Origin of the sequence: Emticicia sp. W12TSBA100-4 (assembly GCF_040253585.1) — a bacterium.
Lineage (GTDB): Bacteria > Bacteroidota > Bacteroidia > Cytophagales > Spirosomataceae > Emticicia.
This window is the reverse complement of sequence record NZ_JBELAU010000009.1, coordinates 226,942-246,023: the sequence shown is the minus strand read 5'-3', so window position 1 is coordinate 246,023 and position 19,082 is coordinate 226,942. Positions and strand designations below refer to the sequence as shown.

General features: G+C 37.4%; 17 protein-coding genes and 1 tRNA gene. 9 read left to right on the top strand and 9 right to left on the bottom strand.

Annotated features, from left to right (window positions below; all coding sequences use genetic code 11):
* From ABR854_RS14930 to ABR854_RS14915, 4 genes are all read left to right on the top strand, one after another.
* Entirely contained in the window at window positions 1–1,113 is a 1,113-nt protein-coding gene (locus ABR854_RS14930) for a DUF4249 domain-containing protein (RefSeq protein WP_350266213.1), read from the top strand.
* A gap of 159 nt (window positions 1,114–1,272) precedes the next feature.
* Entirely contained in the window at window positions 1,273–3,072 is a 1,800-nt protein-coding gene (locus tag ABR854_RS14925) for an acyl-CoA dehydrogenase FadE (RefSeq protein WP_350266212.1), read from the top strand.
* A gap of 156 nt (window positions 3,073–3,228) precedes the next feature.
* Window positions 3,229–4,041: an enoyl-ACP reductase FabI gene (locus ABR854_RS14920; protein WP_350266211.1), complete on the top strand. Its 813-nt coding sequence runs from the start codon at window positions 3,229–3,231 to the stop codon at window positions 4,039–4,041.
* Window positions 4,042–4,206: 165 nt separating this feature from the next.
* A complete protein-coding gene (locus ABR854_RS14915; protein ID WP_188767410.1) occupies window positions 4,207–4,464 on the top strand; it encodes a SemiSWEET transporter in 258 nt (85 codons plus the stop codon).
* A gap of 64 nt (window positions 4,465–4,528) precedes the next feature.
* Here the strand turns inward: ABR854_RS14915 and ABR854_RS14910 are convergent, their stop codons facing one another.
* Entirely contained in the window at window positions 4,529–5,473 is a 945-nt protein-coding gene (locus ABR854_RS14910; RefSeq protein WP_350266210.1) for a glycosyltransferase family 2 protein, read from the bottom strand.
* A 58-nt stretch (window positions 5,474–5,531) separates the two neighbouring features.
* Here ABR854_RS14910 and ABR854_RS14905 point away from each other — a divergent pair, with 58 nt between their 5' ends.
* Window positions 5,532–5,666 carry a hypothetical protein gene (locus ABR854_RS14905; protein WP_350266209.1) on the top strand — a complete coding sequence of 45 codons (135 nt, stop codon included), beginning with the start codon at window positions 5,532–5,534 and terminating at the stop codon, window positions 5,664–5,666.
* Window positions 5,667–5,731: 65 nt separating this feature from the next.
* Here ABR854_RS14905 and ABR854_RS14900 read toward each other — a convergent pair whose 3' ends face one another.
* The 5 genes from ABR854_RS14900 to ABR854_RS14880 form a co-directional block, all read right to left on the bottom strand.
* Window positions 5,732–7,060 carry an NAD(P)/FAD-dependent oxidoreductase gene (locus tag ABR854_RS14900; protein ID WP_350266208.1) on the bottom strand — a complete coding sequence of 443 codons (1,329 nt, stop codon included), beginning with the start codon at window positions 7,058–7,060 and terminating at the stop codon, window positions 5,732–5,734.
* Between the two features lie 69 nt (window positions 7,061–7,129).
* On the bottom strand, window positions 7,130–8,941 hold the full coding sequence (locus tag ABR854_RS14895) for a hypothetical protein (protein WP_350266207.1): 1,812 nt from the start codon (window positions 8,939–8,941) through the stop codon (window positions 7,130–7,132).
* Window positions 8,942–8,958: 17 nt separating this feature from the next.
* Window positions 8,959–9,876: a glycosyltransferase gene (locus ABR854_RS14890; RefSeq protein WP_350266206.1), complete on the bottom strand. Its 918-nt coding sequence runs from the start codon at window positions 9,874–9,876 to the stop codon at window positions 8,959–8,961.
* Window positions 9,877–9,930: 54 nt separating this feature from the next.
* Window positions 9,931–10,758, bottom strand: a complete 828-nt coding sequence (locus ABR854_RS14885; protein ID WP_350266205.1) for a glycosyltransferase — start codon at window positions 10,756–10,758, stop codon at window positions 9,931–9,933.
* Between the two features lie 85 nt (window positions 10,759–10,843).
* Entirely contained in the window at window positions 10,844–11,854 is a 1,011-nt protein-coding gene (locus ABR854_RS14880; protein WP_350266204.1) for a glycosyltransferase family 2 protein, read from the bottom strand.
* Between the two features lie 210 nt (window positions 11,855–12,064).
* Here ABR854_RS14880 and ABR854_RS14875 point away from each other — a divergent pair, with 210 nt between their 5' ends.
* From ABR854_RS14875 to fabD, 3 genes are all read left to right on the top strand, one after another.
* Window positions 12,065–13,774: an AMP-binding protein gene (locus ABR854_RS14875; protein WP_350266203.1), complete on the top strand. Its 1,710-nt coding sequence runs from the start codon at window positions 12,065–12,067 to the stop codon at window positions 13,772–13,774.
* A gap of 214 nt (window positions 13,775–13,988) precedes the next feature.
* Window positions 13,989–14,540 (top strand): SPOR domain-containing protein, encoded by a 552-nt coding sequence (locus ABR854_RS14870; RefSeq protein WP_350266202.1) that lies wholly within the window; start codon window positions 13,989–13,991, stop codon window positions 14,538–14,540.
* Between the two features lie 95 nt (window positions 14,541–14,635).
* On the top strand, window positions 14,636–15,508 hold the full coding sequence (gene fabD / locus ABR854_RS14865; protein WP_350266201.1) for an ACP S-malonyltransferase: 873 nt from the start codon (window positions 14,636–14,638) through the stop codon (window positions 15,506–15,508).
* A gap of 230 nt (window positions 15,509–15,738) precedes the next feature.
* Here the strand turns inward: fabD and ABR854_RS14860 are convergent, their stop codons facing one another.
* Window positions 15,739–16,482 carry a lysophospholipid acyltransferase family protein gene (locus tag ABR854_RS14860; RefSeq protein ID WP_350266200.1) on the bottom strand — a complete coding sequence of 248 codons (744 nt, stop codon included), beginning with the start codon at window positions 16,480–16,482 and terminating at the stop codon, window positions 15,739–15,741.
* A gap of 122 nt (window positions 16,483–16,604) precedes the next feature.
* On the opposite strand from ABR854_RS14860, the gene ABR854_RS14855 reads away from it, so the two are divergent.
* Window positions 16,605–17,582 carry an acyl-ACP desaturase gene (locus ABR854_RS14855; protein WP_350266199.1) on the top strand — a complete coding sequence of 326 codons (978 nt, stop codon included), beginning with the start codon at window positions 16,605–16,607 and terminating at the stop codon, window positions 17,580–17,582.
* A 75-nt stretch (window positions 17,583–17,657) separates the two neighbouring features.
* On the opposite strand, the gene ABR854_RS14850 is transcribed toward ABR854_RS14855, so the two are convergent.
* Entirely contained in the window at window positions 17,658–18,707 is a 1,050-nt protein-coding gene (locus ABR854_RS14850) for an energy transducer TonB (protein ID WP_350266198.1), read from the bottom strand.
* Window positions 18,708–18,868: 161 nt separating this feature from the next.
* Window positions 18,869–18,944: transfer RNA gene (locus ABR854_RS14845), tRNA-His, on the bottom strand.
* Window positions 18,945–19,082 lie beyond the last annotated feature (138 nt).

The following is a 19,082-nucleotide window of genomic DNA, read 5'->3' as shown; positions in this document are numbered from 1 at the left end:
ATGAATTGGCAAACTAAATTTTTTCTACTTTTTGTTATAGCTTGTTTGGGTATGAATGCCTGTGTCGAACCCTTCGACCCAAAACTAAATAGCGATACACGAAGGTTAGTTATTGAATCTCAGCTTACAACAAAGCTTGATTATCAATACGTATATCTTACTTATGATGCTCCCTACAATTCAGATGCCTCGGTTTTTAAAGATTACGTGGCCGATGCCAAAGTTACTCTCAAAGATAATTTAGGAAATGAATACGCTTTCTTTGATGATCCATCACAAAATAATTCTGTAAAACTTCCTCGTGGCTATAACTATCGCTCAGTCGATAAAATCCAACTGGTTGTTGGGCGTACTTATCAGCTTTTTGTAGAAACTTTTGATAAGAAAAAATACGAATCTACTCCAGAAAAGGTAGTAGGTGTTCCAAAAATTGAAAAAGTAAATGTTGTTTTTAATGAAATAATTCCACCAGCCTATCTAAAAACCGAAAGAGGCGAATTTAGAGTAAGTGTAAATGTAAAAGATACACCAGGTGAAAAAAACTATTACAAATGGGATTGGTACAATGTTAAAAAAATAGATTGGTGTAGAGAATACACCGTAGCTAATGCCGCAGGTACTACTTCGTACGTGCAGCCATGCTGTCAGGATTGTTACGAAAAAGTAGTTTGTACCAATTGTTTGGAGTTAGAAAACGATAGGCTTATTGATGGAAATAGTTTTAATAGAAGCCTAACTAAAGTGCCATACGACAATACTAATAACTATTATTTGGTAATCAATCAATACTCAATCAACGAAAATGCCTACAAGTTTTGGAATACGGTAAAAGAACAAAGCAAAGCTTCGGGCGGATTATTTGACCCAACGCCAAAATCTATCCGAGGGAATTTTAAAAACACCAATAATGCCGCCGAAGAAGTACTCGGCTATTTTACGGTTTCTGATGTCCACGAAGAAATAGTAATTATCGACCGTAACCTTGCGAGTCCTAAACCATTTTACACCGAAAGTTACCAGCCACCTTGGTGGATACAACTTCCTGCATCTCAATGTTTTGCCTGTAACGAGTCGTTTACTCGCTCAAAATTTGCTCCAAAAGGCTGGAAATAAATATTTTGTTTCTTAAACTCTGACAAAGAACCAGCGAAATTTACATATTGAAAAATATTTTTATTAGTATGCTTGCATAATAATTTTAAAAATAATTATATTTGCATAATAGTATGCATGCATAATAATTTCTGATAAAAATATTCAACTATAAATACCATGACAGCAACCGAAAACAAATCATCAATTAAAGGTGGCGAATTTTTAATCAAAGAAGTAGAAGCTCACCAAATTTTCATTCCAGAAGAATTTACGGAAGAACAACAAATGATTGCCGAAACTTGCCGTGATTTCTTGAAAACAGAAGTTCACCCACGCCTAAATGAAATTGATTCGGCTAAGTCTCCAGAATTAATGTCATCTCTAATGACAAAAGCTGGTGAGTTGGGTCTTCTCGGAACAGCCGTCCCTGAAGAATACGGTGGTTTTGGTATGAATTTCAATACATCAATGTTGGTTGCTGAGGCTCTCGGAACAGGTCACTCGTTCTCGGTAGCACAATCAGCACACACAGGTATCGGAACTTTACCGATTGTATATTACGGAAATGAAGAACAAAAATCTAAATATTTGCCACTATTGGCTTCGGGCGAATGGAAAGCTGCTTATTGCTTAACTGAGCCAGATTCTGGTTCGGATGCCAACGCTGGAAAATCAAAAGCAGTTCTTTCAGCTGATGGAAAGCACTATATCATCAACGGACAAAAAATGTGGATAACCAATGGCGGTTTTGCCGAATTGTTTATCGTTTTCGCTAAAATTGATGATGATAAAAACCTTACAGCATTCATCGTAGAAAAATCTTTTGGTGGAATCACGATGAATGAGCCTGAGCATAAACTTGGTATCAAAGGCTCAGATACTCGTCAGGTTTTCTTTAATGATTGCCAAGTGCCTGTTGAAAACATGCTTTCAAGCCGTGGAAATGGATTTAAGATTGCTGTAAATATTCTAAACATTGGTCGTATCAAACTCGGTATTGCCGTAGTAGGTGGCTCAAAAGGCTCACTTAATAACGCCATCAATTATGCCAACGAACGCAAGCAATTTGGAGTTTCTATTGCCTCATTTGGTGCGATAAAATATAAATTGGCTGAAATGGCTACTCGCATTTTTGCTTCTGAAACGGCCAACTACCGTGCAGGACAAAACATTGACGATGCCATTGAAGACTTAAAAGCACAAGGTTTGGGCGATGCCGAAGCAAAATTAAAGGCACTCGAACAGTTTGCTATTGAGTGTGCTATCATGAAAGTGCATAGCTCTGAGGTTCTGGACTATGTAGTTGACGAAAGCCTACAAGTTTATGGTGGAATGGGCTACTCGGCTGATGCTCCAATGGAGCGTTCGTACCGAGATGCACGTATTAACCGTATTTTTGAAGGTACAAACGAAATCAACCGTATGTTGATTGTCGATATGTTATTGAAGCGTGCTATGAAGGGCGAGATCGACCTAATGGGCCCAGCAATGGCAGTTGGCAAAGAAATCATGTCGATTCCAGATTTCAGTGCTTCTGATGATGAAACGCTTTTTGCGGCTGAGAAAAAAGTGTTGAAAAACTTGAAAAAAGCAGCTTTGATGGTTTCGGGTGCGGCAGTACAGAAATTCATGATGTCGTTATCAAGCGAACAGGAAATTTTGATGAATGTAGCAGATATGGCTATCGAAATTTATGTAGCAGAATCTGCACTATTGAGAGTTGAAAAACTAATCGGTATCAAAGGCGAGGCAGCAGTTGAGCTTCAAAAAGATATGGCCTTAATTTATTTAAACGAAGCGGTTGCCAAAGTAAATAACGCAGGTCGTGAGGCTATTACATCGTTTGCCGAAGGCGATGAACTCAGAGTAATGCTCATGGGCTTGAAACGTTTCACGAAAATCGAACCAATGAACCTCAAAAACGCTCGTCGCCGTGTGGCAGAAGCAATGATTGAGGAAAACAAATACATTTTTTAAAGAATAGGGTAATTTTTTAAAAAGGCTTAGAATCAACAACTAAAAATCAACAAACCGTCTTTCTGATTTGAGAGGCGGTTTTTATTTTTTTAGAAAACACGTACCTTTGAGTTCTTAATTTAAAAATAGGCTTATCTATTCGTAAACAATAAAATAATGGCATACGGACTTCTTAAAGGTAAAACAGGCATCATTTCAGGTGCATTAAACGAAAAATCAATTGCTTGGAAAGTTGCTTTGAAAGCACACGAAGAAGGAGCAAAGATAGTTTTGACCAATGCCCCAATAGCAATGCGTATGGGCGAAATCAATAAATTGGCTGAGATTTGTGAAGCACCAATCATTGCAGCAGATGCAACATCATTAGAAGATATTGAAAACCTTTACACAAAATCAATGGAGCATTTTGGTGGAAAAGTTGATTTTGTATTGCACTCAATCGGTATGTCGCCCAATATTCGTAAAGGAAAAGCTTACGGAGATTTGAATTATGATTGGTTTCTGAAAAGTGTTGATATTTCGGCTTTATCATTTCATAAATTCTTGCAAATTGCCGAAAAACTCGATGCTATCAATGAGTGGGGTTCGGTTGTAGCTCTTAGCTATATGGCGGCACAACGTACGTTTCCGTTTTATACAGATATGGCCGAAGCAAAAGCTATGCTTGAGTCGATTGCTCGTAGCTACGGTTATCGTTATGGTAAACTAAAAAAAGTGCGTGTAAATACAATTTCACAATCTCCAACCGAGACATCGGCTGGCTCTGGCATTGGCGGTTTTGATAAATTCTTTGATTTTGCTGATAAAATTGCTCCACTGGGCAATGCCTCTGCTGATTCCTGTGCTGATTATTGTATTACGCTTTTTTCAGACCTTACTCGTATGGTTACGATGCAAAACCTTTTCCACGATGGTGGATTTGTAAATACAGGTATTTCGGAAGATGTAATGGCTTTTATGGAGAAATAAAGTAATCAAGTATTAAAAAATGAAATCCCCGTAACTTTTTGAAATTACGGGGATTTCATTTTGAAAGATATTGTACTTTTTAAAGTTTTACCTGTGATTATTGGCGTTTTTGAACCAAATAGTATAATTTTTCCGTTATTTTTGTGAAACCAAAAAAATGAAAAAATGGAAACACTCGGTTATTTAGCAGGCATACTCACAACAATTGCCTTTGTACCACAAGTATTACAAATCTATAAAACCAAGTCAGCAAAAGATGTGTCGTTGGCTATGTTTTTGATTTTCACAACTGGTGTATTTATGTGGTTAGTTTATGGAATCAAAGCAAACGCTTTTCCTGTGATTGCAGCAAATGCCTTTACGTTGATTCTTTCGTTAGTGATTTTGTTTTTCAAGTTCAAATACAGAAAAACATCACATTAATAATCTATTTCGATGCCTGAGCGAAGCCTCAATGGAATTGCCGAAGGCTCGAAATAGATTATTGTTATTTCTTCTCAATAATCTCGTCAATAACAAAGAACGGACGTTTCTTTACTTCGATATAAATTCGGCTAATATACTCGCCAATAATTCCAAGCATGGTGAGCATTACACCACCTAAGAAAAACATTCCAACGGCCAATGATGCCAGCCCTGGTGTCTCTTCGGGCGTATGCCCGAATACTTTAAAACCGAAAAGTCGGTGAACCAAAAAGAAGACTCCAATAATAAGTGACGGAATAGCAATTGAAATGCCTAAATAAGTAGAAAGGCGAAGCGGGAAACTCGAAAATCCGAAAAGACCATCAAGAGCTAATTGTACCAACTTCTTGAAAGTATATTTTACTTCGCCAGCAGCACGCTCGGCACGCTCATAAGTTACGCCAATTTGCTTGAAACCCGCATACGCACGCATACCACGTATGAAGCGAATCTGCTCAGGCATGTCATGCACCAACACATTTACTACCTTTCTATCCATCACGCAGAAATCGCCCGAATCAAGAGGGATTTCAATATCTGAAATGGCCGCCATGATTCTGTAAAAACTCGAATACGCCAATTTTTTGAAGAAACCTTCCTTACGTTTTGTTCTTACGGCATAAACAACTTCGTAACCTTCACGCCATTTATCCAGAAAACGGTGTAGTTCTTCGGGGGGGTCTTGCAAATCGCCATCCATAATAATGATTGCATCGCCTTTCGCTTCTTGAATTCCTGCCGAAATGGCTGGTTGATGACCAAAATTTCTCGAAAGCTTAATTACCCGTACATGAGAATCCTTCTCGGCCATTACACGCATCATTGTCAACGAACTATCACGAGAGCCATCATCAATCAAGACAATTTCGTAATCTTCTTTCCAAGATGGGGCAGCATTCGTAAGACGAGTATAAAGATTTTGGAGGTTTTCTTCTTCGTTATAAATCGGGATAACAATCGAAATCATTGGTCTGAAAAGTAGGTCGATGTTTAATAATTGCCTAAATGCAATTATTTTTCATTTGATGAGTAAAAAAACAACAAGATGCAAAGATAGGTCTTTTGAAGCAGAAAACGGAAAAATAGAAGATAAGAAAACAAAAAAGTCTCGCCTGAGTATCAGACAAGACTTTCCGTTTTTGGATGCGTATGATATATAAACGCCAATGTAATGTGAATAGTTTTACAGTTGAAAAACTATTTAACTATTTTTCAAAAAAAATCATCAAAATCCAATTTGCCCCGAAAGCGAAGCTCCATAAGGCACCGAGTCGGTATTTATTCCCATTGCTTTACAGGCTTCGGCAGCAACCCTGATTGAGTTGTTGGTGCTACGTTCATCTGGATAAATATGAACCATGTTTGCTAAATAGAGATTTTCAGTAGCAGTTTTGCAATTGGTTACTTTTCCCGAAAAATTCAAATCGCAGACCGTTGCGGCAGTATTAGTTTTGAAAACAAATACATTTTTTATCCAGTCTTCCGAAAATTCAGGATTTATTTTCTTTAAAGGAGGAATCATCACGGCTTTTATTTCGTCTTCGGTCATGGTTGCCAAAGATTCGCTCATGGCAAAATAACGAGAAAGATAAACTATGTGCGAGCCGTTGTATTCTTCTTTCGGGATAAAGTTTGTATGTTCGATAACACCACCGAAAGGATAACCTTCGTCGGCAACGTTCATCCAATAAATATGGCTGAAAGATTTTTTCAATTCTAAAATCGTACAAACTGCTCCGAAATACTCAACGCCATTGGCATCGAGTGGACAATTTTTGATTTTATCGAAATAAAGCGATGGAATCGTTAAAAGAAACTTTCCACCATCAATAGTCATATTTTTGGTAATAATGCCTTCTACCTTGCCATTTGCTATCTTAAACTCTTCAATTGGCTCGTTCTTGATTAATTCTACACCCATTTGTTCTAAACGAGAAATTAGCGTATCCATCAAGGTTTTCCAGCTACCATTGATGTAGCCGAGGCGTTCGTCACCACCCTTGCGAGAGTTTAGTCGTTGTGCCATTCGGCCGATCATCCAAGCCAGCGGAACTTTATTGGCATACGGCCCAAACTTAATATTGAGCATTGGCTTCCAAAGGGCATCAGTAATATCACGGCCAGCCCAACGATAGAACCAATCAAGCGTTGGTATTCCTTCATTTTCACGCCATTTAGCCATTTTTCCTAAGAAAAGGCTTGTCAGACCAAAACGAACTTTACCTATTAGACCTACAGGTTTGAATTTCAATAAATCAATTGGAGAATTAAAATCGTAGATTTTTCCATTGCGGAAAACTCCCATTGTGGTTTTTTTATAGAAAGCCTTATTTGATATTTTTAAGTCTTCGAGTAACCAACGAAGCTCGGCATCTTGCGTGAAAAAGTGGTGATAATAGTGTTCGAGTTGATTTCCGCCTATTTCAAAAGTATTGAGAAGTCCACCGAATTTATCGCTTCCTTCTATTACTGTTACTTTTACGCCTTGTTTGGCTGCTATGTAGGCCGCTGCAAGACCCGTCATTCCGCCGCCGATGATTGTTAAATTCTCCATAATTCCAGCCCCCTGACCCCCAATGGGGGAATAAAATTGTTTTTTATAATTTATTTTTACACTATCGACTTACTTTATTTCGATAACTTCTTCTTTTAAGACTTTAAATTGTCCATTTTCGAGTTTCCCGATTTGCATATTAAAAATCCCGATTGGTAAATCAGGTTTGGCAACAATCATATTGATGCGATTATTGTAGTAACGTTGCGTACTTAAAAATGTCGTAAACTTATTGGCCATTGTTTCAAGATGAAAAGCCAAACGATTTGTATTATTACTGAAAACAGCATAATAACCATCGTATCGTTTATTTGCTGGAACGAAAGCATTGTTTATTTCAATCTTGAAAGTATTCGAGCCATTGATTATACTTACTTGCTCGCCCGCATTTGCAGCGATTTGATTTTTATATAATGCTTGATTCAACTCATCTATTTCGGCAGGAGGCGTGTAGTTTTTGAAATGTACACGACTTATCCACAAAATGTCGTTAACGTACTTCATAATTCCAGGCACAAAACCCGCATAGTTATACGGAGGTATCGGCAGGCGTTGATAAGTGTTGATAGGAGCGTGGTCGTCGGGATTTCTGGAGTTATCGAAAGCGTAATAGTAATAGCGTCCGTTGTTTTTCCAGTTCAGAATCGTTGTTCCGAAGAATTTTCGACGGTTTTCTACATCATCCCAACTTTCGTAATAGGAAAAGGCACTAAATAGAATCGTGACAATTATAGAAATCTGTAAATATTTTTTCCAGTTTTTAGCTTGAATGACATTATAAAAACTCAAATAAACCACCACGAACAAAATCAGTGAAACTGTTTTATATCTGCTTGCAAAAGCCTGTTCGAGTCCTTGGCTGGCACGAGAAGCCGCAAAAGCTGCTCCGCTCAAACCCACAAAAATGAGTGCAGATAATAAGTAAAGGTTGAATTTTGGGTATTTTAAAATATTTTGATACAAAGTACTCGTTTTTTCGGCGGTAAGTCCTTTATAATTAGTTAGATACCAAAAATAGACAAAGCTAAAAAGTATATACAAAACCCAACCAAGCATCAAAACTCCTGCCAAAATGGCAATGGTAAATTTTAGATTTGTGCTGTAAAACTGAACCGTACTGTCAATCGGTGAGCCGAAAAACGCAAAAATATCTCCCACAATAATATGTGGATATTGGGTGAAATTTATCTTTACATCGGGACGAATGCCTGGCTTTTTGAAATCAAAGAAATAGAGAACAAACGAGAAAAGAACAATTCCTAAAAATTGAAGTTTCTCACTACGAGTGCGGGCATACAAAACTAAAGGAATGGCCGCAATAAAAGAAAACATTCCGTTTCCGTTCGTAAACATTGCCACAAAAAACAGGATATTGGCTAAATAAAAAGCCCATTTTTGCTTGTAAAATAACAAAAGAGAAAAGCCCCAAAGCCCAAAAATGATAACAGTATTAGGTTGAAGAGAAGTAATCGCCCAAAAGATATTTTCGATGGGTTGTGTGTTGAAAACAATAAAAATAATCGGAATAAGGTAAGCTAATTTTAGGTTTATTTCTCTCAAAACTCGGTAGAAAACAAAAGGTAAAATTAGTAGATACGAAACCCCCATGAGCATCAAAATCTTGTAGTTTACTTCACCGAAAAGATTGTAGCAAAGGAGCGTGCTGAGGCGGACGTACAAAATTCGATGTTCGCACATTTGCGAAAACAATAAAGCAATTTTCTCAGAAAAAGTCTCTTGTTGCATCCAACTCGCCAAAAAACCTTCGATTCCGTGCCAGTCGTCGTTCCAACCGATGTTGAAAGCATTATGAAAAACGAATAGATAAAAGCCAATAATTGGCAGTAGAATCAACAGATATGTGACGAGTTTTTTATTCATGCTCTATGAAACGGGATTTATATTTTTTCAACGGTTTGGATATAGTCCTGAAAGTGTACTGCAGGAAGAAAATTGAAGTTTACTCGGTAAGAAAGCACCGTAAAAACTAATATCAAGGTGCTGAGAAAGGCTTGGCTCAAAATTCCAAAGAATAGAAGCAAGCCCCAAATCGGAATTTGGTAATTAAAAATATAAACTAAAGAAATTCCAAAAATGGCAGTTAGAATAAGCAAAGAAACGGCAATGAGTAATCGTACTGAAACGGTATCAACATAAACAGCTACGGCACTTAGACCGTGAATCACCAATGATGTATAATTCATTTTTGATTTGCCCATGTATCTTTCGCCACGCTCCAAACCTACTGATTTGTATAACAAACGTGAACGAATAACACCACCTGGATAATGATTCCAAATATCAGAAATATGAGCAACTTTATCGAGTAAAACCTTTGGAATGACCGAATAATTGCCAAAATTGATAACTTTTCCTGTCAAGAAAACAAATATGTACTTGTAGATTTTATAGAAAATTTTGAAGAAAAAACTCTCTTTTCGCTTAGTTCGACGGGCAAAAACAATCTCGTTTGCTTTACCTTTGATGGCTTCTTCCAATAAAATTGGTAAATGTTCAGGCTTGTCTTCACCGTCTACATCCATGACAACAACCAAATCTTGCTCCGAAATTTTATTCAGATAAGATATTCCAATAGCAATAGATTTTTGATGCCCAAGGTTTTTATTGAGGTGAATAATCTCAACTGGATGTCCAGCCAATTTTGTAGCATCAACTTCTAAACTTGAACAATCGTTAACAACCACAATTCGATAATCAGCAAATTGGGTAGGCAAAAGCACTTTACGAACCTCTGCGACGAGTTTGTAAAGACAATCCCAATCATTAAAAAGTGGTGTAACTATTGCTATTTTCATAAAGCCCCTAAGCCCCCTGAAGGGAGTGTAAGAAATCAAATTTTTGCAAAATTACTAAAAATTAGCTTCAAGTGCTTGAATTTGTTTTTCGTAAGACGCCAACGTTTGCCGAATTGTAGCATCGTACTTAAAATCCAGCCATTCGTTAATATCAGTAAACATTTGTTGGCGGTTTCGTAGAAAATACAGATTGGTTGAGGATTGCACATTGCTCAAACCTCCACGGTGTTTGCGATAAACCCCCATTAGCTCATTGATATAATGAATCTTACCTGTTGCTGCTAATTGTATAACCAAAGCCCAATCGCCAGCAGCGGCTCGGCTATGCCATTCTACAAAGTCTCGTTCTCTGAAAATATTTCTGTAAAGTGTGGCTGCTGTGGCAATAAACCAACGGTCTTCTAAAATATCCACAATGCTTGATTCTATCGTTTGATTTTCTTCGTTGAAAAAATGTTCGGGCGAATTATCTTCATAAATCACTCGCATATTATGGTGACAAATGGCGTAATCTGGATTTGCTTCCATGAAATCTACTTGTTTTTGTAGTTTCAGTGGGTCAGTCCAATAATCATCACCTTCGCAAAGTGCCACGTAATCACCTTTGCAAGCCTTCAGTAGTCCCAAAACGTTATTTCTACCACCAAACTCTTTTGGTTCTCTTGGCCCTTGGTTTTCTTTATGCAAAAACGCTTGAAAGATATTCGGGTACTTATCAACATATTCCTGAATAACTTGTTGATTATTATCTGTCGAAGCATCATCGCCGATTACGATTTCAATCTCAAAATCGGTTTGTTGCATCAAAGCTCCATCAAGAGTCTGACGAATATATTTCTCGTGATTATATGTCGGAACACAAACACTTACTTTTGGCGGCATAATATATTTGTAATGTTATTCATTGTTGCAGGTTGTGATTTTTGTTACATAGTTGTTAAAAAAACAATTTGCAACAAATACAACACTAAAAGCTTTTCTTAATTTTATGAGGCAAAAGTGCAAAAAAACTATAAAGATTACTCAGCCATTTCGGGAAAATGTATTCTCTGATAATCTCTTTTTTTATTTCACGACTTGGTTTGGCCAGCCTCAAATAAGTTATAGCCGTTGGCATTTGTTTGAAATATTTGCCTACAAATTGCTTACTATCAAGCATCATACGATAATAACGAGCAATGTTTTTATTGAGCGTTTCGTGAAATTTATATCCTAATTCTTGGTCGATTCCTCGGTACATTCCGATGCGGTTTTGTAAGAAATCAGCATCTTTATAGCCATCTGTAAAACTCATGCCGCTATTACGATTTTTTCGGTAAACCGACATCGTTTCGTTAATATACTTAAATTTTGTTCCTCCTTTTCCCAACAAAATATAGCGAGGAATATCTCCACTTTTTGACTCATGAAACCACTGTGGATAATGTGTAATTACGCCATTGCGGAATAAAATCGCCGAAGTAGCAATAAACCAAACTTCGTCTTCGCCAATAAAATCTTCTACCGTAACGATTTCTTTTTGGTCGGGAGCATTCACAAACTGATTTGGGTGAGAATCATCATCAAAGATGATTTCGGCATTATGAAAACACGCCACAAAGTCAGAATTTTGGTCTAAAAAATCGGCCAGTTTTTGAAGTTTTTGGTCGGAAGTCCAATAGTCATCGCCATCCATCGGGGCGATGTATTTTCCTTTGGTAATTGCCAGAGCGGCCAATGTATTCGCTTTACCAAATCCACCGAGATTTTTCTCGTGAAGCATCGGTACAATAATATCAGGATATTTGGCGTAGTACTCTCTAATGATGTCAGCGGTCGAATCAGGAGAAGCATCATCGCCCACAATTACCTCAAATTTAAAGTTGACTTGTTGCGAAAGTATCGAATCGAGGGTTTTACGAATAAATTTTTCGTGATTATAAGTCAAAACTATCACACTAACTTTTATATCCGATTTTTCGTTGGGAAAAGTATTCAAGGAATTTCTACAATTAACTTATTAAAATAAAAACCCTTCTGCTTACAAATTTTTATAGAAGAGGTGACAAAATTAAACCAAAAAGTACTCCCAAATATTAGAAACACGTTAAATATTTCTGATAATCAGACTTTTTTTTGCTTTCTAAACTCGTCTAATCAATAAATCGTCTTATTTTTACATCGAAAAATACAAACAAACTATAAAACCATGCCTGTTACCACTGAAACTTACCCTTGGCTAAAATATTATCCAAAGGGTGTTCCCTACGAAATAAATCCAGAAGCCTATCCGTCAATTTTAGAATTGATGGAAGATGGTTTCAAAAAATTTGCTCATAAATCGGCCTATGCCTGCATGGGAAAAGAAATCACTTACGGGCAACTCGATACGCTTTCACGCAATTTTGCTGCTTATCTTCAAAGTATCGGAATGCAAAAAGGTGACCGAATTGCCATTCAAATGCCAAATGTTCTGCAATACCCTGTTGCTATGTTTGGTGCTTTACGTGCTGGGCTGACGGTTGTGAATACCAATCCGCTTTACACGCCACGTGAAATGGAGCATCAGTTTAAAGATTCGGGAGCAAAAGCGATTGTTATTGTAGCAAATTTTGCATCGAGTCTTGAAAAAATTCTGGGTAATACTTCAATCAAGCACGTTTTTGTGACAGAGTTGGGCGATATGCTGGGTTTCCCGAAAAAGCAGATTGTAAATTTTGTTGTGAAGAGTGTCAAGAAAATGGTTCCTGCCTTCAGTTTGCCTACTTCACAGTCTTTTATGGGTGCCGTAAGCAAAGGTGCAAGCCAAACTTGGACAAAGCCAACGATGCAAAACACTGATTTAGCATTTATTCAATACACAGGCGGAACAACTGGTGTATCGAAAGGAGCTATGCTTACCCACCGAAATATCGTGGCAAACCTCGAGGCAAATAATGTTTGGCAAGGTGTTTTGACCGATAAAATTACCGATGAAAAACCTGTTGTCGTAGCTGCTTTGCCACTTTATCATATTTATGCTCTAACGGTAAATGCTCTTACTGCTCTAAAAACAGGTACGATGAATTTGCTTATCACAAATCCTCGTGATTTGGAGGCCTTCATCAAAGATTTGAAAAAATATCCTCCGCACGTATTTACAGGCGTGAATACTCTTTACAACGGCTTGCTCAATCATCCGAAAATTGGAGAAGTTGATTTTAGCAAGTTAGTTATCACATCAGCAGGTGGAATGGCACTTCAGGGAGTTGTGGCTAATCGTTGGAAAGATTTAACTGGAAACCTACCAGCCGAAGGCTATGGTTTGTCAGAAACCTCGCCTGTGCTTACATCAAACCCACTTATTGGAGAAAACCGTGTTGGCACAATCGGAATTCCGTGGCCAAGTACTGAAATCAAAATCTTAAAAGATGATGAAACTTGGGCAGAAGTTGGCGAAGCTGGCGAAATCGTGGCTCATGGTCCACAAGTAATGGCAGGTTATTATAATAGAGCCGACGAAACAGCAAAAGTTACTTTCATTGACAGCGAAGGAAAGTCTTGGTTCAAAACGGGTGACGTTGGCGTAATGAGTGCCGATGGTTTCTTCAAGATTGTGGATAGAAAGAAAGACATGATTTTGGTTTCGGGCTTTAATGTTTATCCAAATGAAATCGAAGATGTTGTGGCAACTTGCCCAGGAGTTTTGGAAGTTGCTTGTATTGGTGTGGCCGACGAAAAATCTACTGAAGCCGTAAAGGTTTTTGTGGTGAAAAAAGACGAAAACCTTACAGCCGAGCAAGTAAAGGCTTATTGTAAAGAAAACTTAACTGCGTATAAATGTCCAAAGCACATAGAGTTTCGTACAGAACTGCCTAAGACAAACGTTGGTAAAATTTTACGAAGAAGTCTAAAAGAAGAAGAAATGGCGAAGAAATAGATTTTAGATGAAGATTTAAGAGAATAAATGTATATAGTACTAAAATCCACTTTTATCAAATAATAAAAGTGGATTTTTGTTTAAACCCCAATGGATTCTGTAAACCTAAATCATATCTTTTTAGTATTTTTATCATTAAGAAAGAATATTTTTATAATTTTGACAGTCTTTTCATGATAAAAGTGAGTTCTGCCCAAAATCTAAAAAATATACAATGAATATTTTTTCAAAAGTAGTGCTTTGTGTTTGTCTATCTGTAATCAGTGGTGCTTGTAGCAGGTTGGCAACGCCAACCAAAAATACGAATACAGGTATTGGCAATTATGAAGAAGACCTCTCGGATGTTCGTGTAAAATATGATGCCAAACCAGTAACGACATCACCCGCTGAGAAAGTACCCATTAAAGAAAAATCAAGCGGAGCAATTGCTCAACTTCCTCAGCAAGTAAATGCACAAGTTGATATAGCTCTTGACTCGTTAGCTGTCAGAAATAAAAACGTTCGATATTCATCTGGTTATCGAATCCAAGTTTATGTGGGCAACGATCGCCGAGAAGTAGATGAAGCAAAAGTATTTATTTACCAAAACTTTCCCGAACTGAGTACTTACCTCACTTTCAGCCAACCAACCTACAAACTAAAAGCAGGCGATTTTACTTCCAGATTAGATGCGGAGCGTTATTATTCTTTTATTAAACAACGCTACTCAATGGCCATGATGGTTTCAGAAAGAATTGATATTAAAAAAAGTATGCAGACAAAATAAATCTTGTGTTTTGAGTGAGAGAATGAGGAGGAAAAGCTCAAAACCAATAACCGCACGGGCGACCCCGAAATTTTCCAGTAAATCAGTAACAAAATATGACAGCTTATGTTTTTCCTGGGCAAGGAGCTCAGTTTAGTGGAATGGGTAAAAATCTTTACGAAAGTTCAGAATCTGCCCGCCAAATGTTTGAAAAGGCCAACGAAATCTTGGGCTTTGAGATTACAAAAGTAATGTTTGAAGGAACAGACGAAGAACTCAAACAAACCAATGTAACCCAACCAGCAATATTCTTACATTCAGTAATTTTAGCTTCAACCATCGAAGATTTTAAACCTGATATGGTTGCTGGTCACTCTTTAGGCGAATTCTCGGCATTAGTGACAGCAGGTGCATTATCATTTGAAGATGGTTTGAAACTTGTTTCGCAACGTGCGAACGCTATGCAACGTGCATGCGAGATAAACCCATCAACAATGGCGGCAATTTTAAATTTAGCCGATAATGTAGTAGAAGATATTTGTGCAGGAATCGATGGCGTAGTAGTTGCTGCTAACTATAATTGCCCTGGTCAATTAGTAATTTCTGGGACTGTTGAGGCCGTGACAGAAGCTTGTGAAGCAATGAAAGCCGCAGGTGCAAAAAGAGCTTTAATTTTGCCAGTTGGTGGAGCATTTCACTCTCCATTGATGGAACCAGCTCGTGAAGAACTGGCCGCAGCGATAGAAAACACAACATTCTCAACACCAAGTTGTCCGATTTATCAAAACGTAAATGCACAACCATCAACGGATGTAGCAACAATTAAATCTAATTTAATAGCACAACTCACAGGTCCAGTTCGTTGGACACAATCAGTACAAAGCATGGTGGCCGATGGTGCGACAAAATTTGTAGAGTGCGGACCAGGGAAGGTTTTACAAGGTCTTGTGAAGAAAATCGCTCCAGAAGCCGAAACAGCAGGTGTTTAAATTCAGGGATTAAATGATACAATGATAGAGTGAGCTAATAATTTGTTCATTTCTGTAAAAGAGAAGCCCAACTTGATTTTTCAGGTTGGGCTTCTTTAATTTTAAGAAAAGCGATTAAAATCGCCAACTATGGGAACAAAGGAATGTTTTTTATAAAACGATTTAAATCGTTTTTATCACCCTAATTGAAAATCCGTTGTTCCCTTATCTTAGCCCCAGAGCGAGTTAGATTATGAATGAGCTTCCAAAACCACACGAATAGCTTCTTGCGATAAATTAGCAATTTCCTCACCAGTTTTACCTTTTGGCTCAATTGGCTCAAGCACTGTCCAAGAGAGTTTTGAGAAAGAAACCAACGGGAAAAGACCACTGTTTGGGTCAAATTTATTGTTGCCTTTAATAGCAATCGGAACAACTAACGCATTAGGTGCCTTTTTCAGCAAAGCATTGATTCCACCTGCGGCAAATGGTTTCATCACACCCGAACGAGAGCGAGTCCCTTCTGGAAAAATTACAGCGGAATAATTATTTTCTCCAATATATTTACTCAAACGTAAGATTTCGCTTACAGCTTGTTTGCCATCTTTACGGTCAATTAGAGCCGCATTACTTTTATGCAGATTGTAAGAAATACTTGGGATTCCTTTCGCCAACTCTATTTTCGATACAAAAATCAATTTATATTTACGCAAAAACCAATACATGGCAGGAATATCAAAAGTACTTTGATGATTGGCAATAAAAACAATTGGTCGGTCAGTTGGTAGTTGATACAATTGTGTAAATTTTACAGTTGTTCCCGTCAGGTACCAACCATAGGTAATGAAAAAATTCAGTACATAGACAACTTTCTGTTGGGCATTTCGGCCGAAAATAGTAAAAGCTATCACTTGAAGTACGTGAAATATAACCAACAATAGGCCAAAATAGACCAAATACACCGAACTGAGAATGTAATCAATAATCTTTTTCATGTCACAAAAATACGTAAAAAGCACATAGTTTGCAGAAAAAGTGTAATAATCTGCGTTTTTTTCTAAAATAAGAAGTACCTTGCACCGTTGTTGAAACTAAACTTTACATTTCAGATACTAATATGGAATTATCCAATATGAGATTAGAGGTGATGAAGTTCGTTGGTCAAAAGATTGACTACTTTGTTGACGAATTTCTAAAACCGATTGACACAAACTGGCAGCCAACTGATTTTTTGCCTGACTCAAGAAGTGAAGACTTTTTGGTTCAAGTAAAAGAATTGCGTGAAACAGCCAAAGATTTGCCCTACGACTATATTGCGGTTTTAATTGGCGATACAATTACAGAAGAAGCTCTTCCAACTTACGAGTCATGGCTGATTGATGTTGTGGGAGTTGACCAAGTTGATGAGCCAAATGGCTGGGCCAAATGGGTGCGTGCTTGGACTGCCGAAGAGAACCGTCACGGAGATTTATTGAATAAATTTTTGTATTTATCTGGTCGTGTGAATATGCGTGCTATGGAAACATCAACACAGTATTTGATTGCCGATGGCTTTGATATTGGTACTGGTCGTGACCCATACAAAAACTTTGTTTACACATCGTTCCAAGAATTAGCAACTAATATTTCGCACCGAAATACTGCAAAATTGGCAAAAGAGTATGGAAATACGCCTTTGGCAAAAATTTGTGGTGTAATTGCCGCCGACGAAATGCGTCATGCAAGAGCATACAAAACTTTTATCAGTCATATTTTTGAAGTTGACCCATCAGAAATGATGTTGGCTTTTGAAGATATGATGAAGAAGAAAATTGTGATGCCTGCTCACTTCTTGCGAGAGACAGGAATAAATATGGGACAAACATTCTCTCATTTTTCAGATGCAGCTCAACGTTTGGGTGTTTATACAACCTATGATTACATCGAAATCATGGAGTCGTTGTTGAAAGACTGGAAAATTGATAGTATTCAGAATTTGAATGATGCAGGAGAAAAAGCTCGTGATTATTTGATGGCTCTCCCAAGCAGATTGAGAAGAGTAGCCGAACGTACGAAAATACCAAATATCGAATATCAGTTTAGTTGGATTTCGTAAGTTTTGGAGATAGATTATAAGTATTAATAATGAGTCACCCTTGACAAAATGGATTACTCAAACCCCTTCGTTAGGTTAGTTCTGTGAAGGGGTTTTCTTTTTGTCTTGACAAAACTTATTCCAAAGTTCTGTTCCTTTGGCTTGTTGCATATTTTTAAGTTGAAGTAAATCTACACACATTTTCTGCACATCTTTTGTGAGAGCATAAACCGCCGCACGAGCATAATAGGCATCAATATTAAGCGGATCTAAGGCTATACTTTTTGCTAAGTCTTTGATTGCCAATGAGTAACGTTTCGCTTCGACATTGATATTTGCTTGCATCAAATAATAATTCGATTCATTGGAATCAATTGTATCTTTTTTTGCTTCATCCCCTCCGCTTTTACGCTCCATTTTTTCAGACCAACCCATATCAAAGCTCATTTTTACCTCACTATTCACTGGTTTTCCTTCCCAAGTGGCCGGTCTCCACTTTCCTGCGGTTGATTTGATGGCTTTTATCAAATACTTGTTATAGTTTGAGTGTGTGCTTTCCAGAATATCAATTCCTTTAATCTCACCTTGTCTTGTGATGATGAATCGAGCATAAAAATCCCCAGCCTTATATTCTGGGAAGAAAAAGTTTTCAGAAATAAACTGAGAAGCCGACCTGTCAGCATCCATAAAGAGTGGTTCAAGATAATTAAATTTAGAGACAAAAATTGTATCCTGACCTTTGGTGCGAAATGTCTGTGGGCTAAAACCTAAATTATGAAAACGAGCAGGAATAAAAGATAATCTCAGAGCCTTTGACAAACTCGTTGAATCTAAATTTACAGCTCTAATAATAAGTTTTATATCATCTAAGCGTTCAATTTTGAAAGTTATGTTTTTACCGAAATACAAAGTATCATTTTTTACTTGGTAGGTTCCTCGCCCAGTTTTGCCGTTAATTGTTACTTGAAACGAGTCATTTGGCATGAATGTATAGCGTAATTGCATATTCCGAATGTCATCTTTCAGAATAGGACTACCATCATAGAGAGAAATATTATCTTTTACCCACTCATCAACAATTTTTTGTTTAAATGTTTGAGCAAAGATTTGTGTAGAGATGAATAGAAAGGTTAGTGTTTTGTACATTGCATAGATAGTTATGGGGGGACAATTTAGTGAAAAATGTAAAACAAAAAAAAGAGAAGATTTGATAACTTTCTAAAAACACTCCAAATCTTCGCCGAGGATTAATCACAAAATGTGTAAAAACGAAAAAAGGCTTACTTTTTCAAGTAAACCTTTTAGAAGGGAGGTAGATGGGGCTCGAACCCACGACCCTCGGTACCACAAACCGATGCTCTAACCGACTGAGCTACAACCTCCATGTTGCTTGTTCTAATTCACAAACCGATGCTCTAACTGACCGGCAAACGTTTTGTGAGCTACAACCTCCGTCTCGTATTTGAGACTGCAAAGGTAGAGGTATTTTTTTATTTCTCAAAAAAAATTTGCTCAAATTTA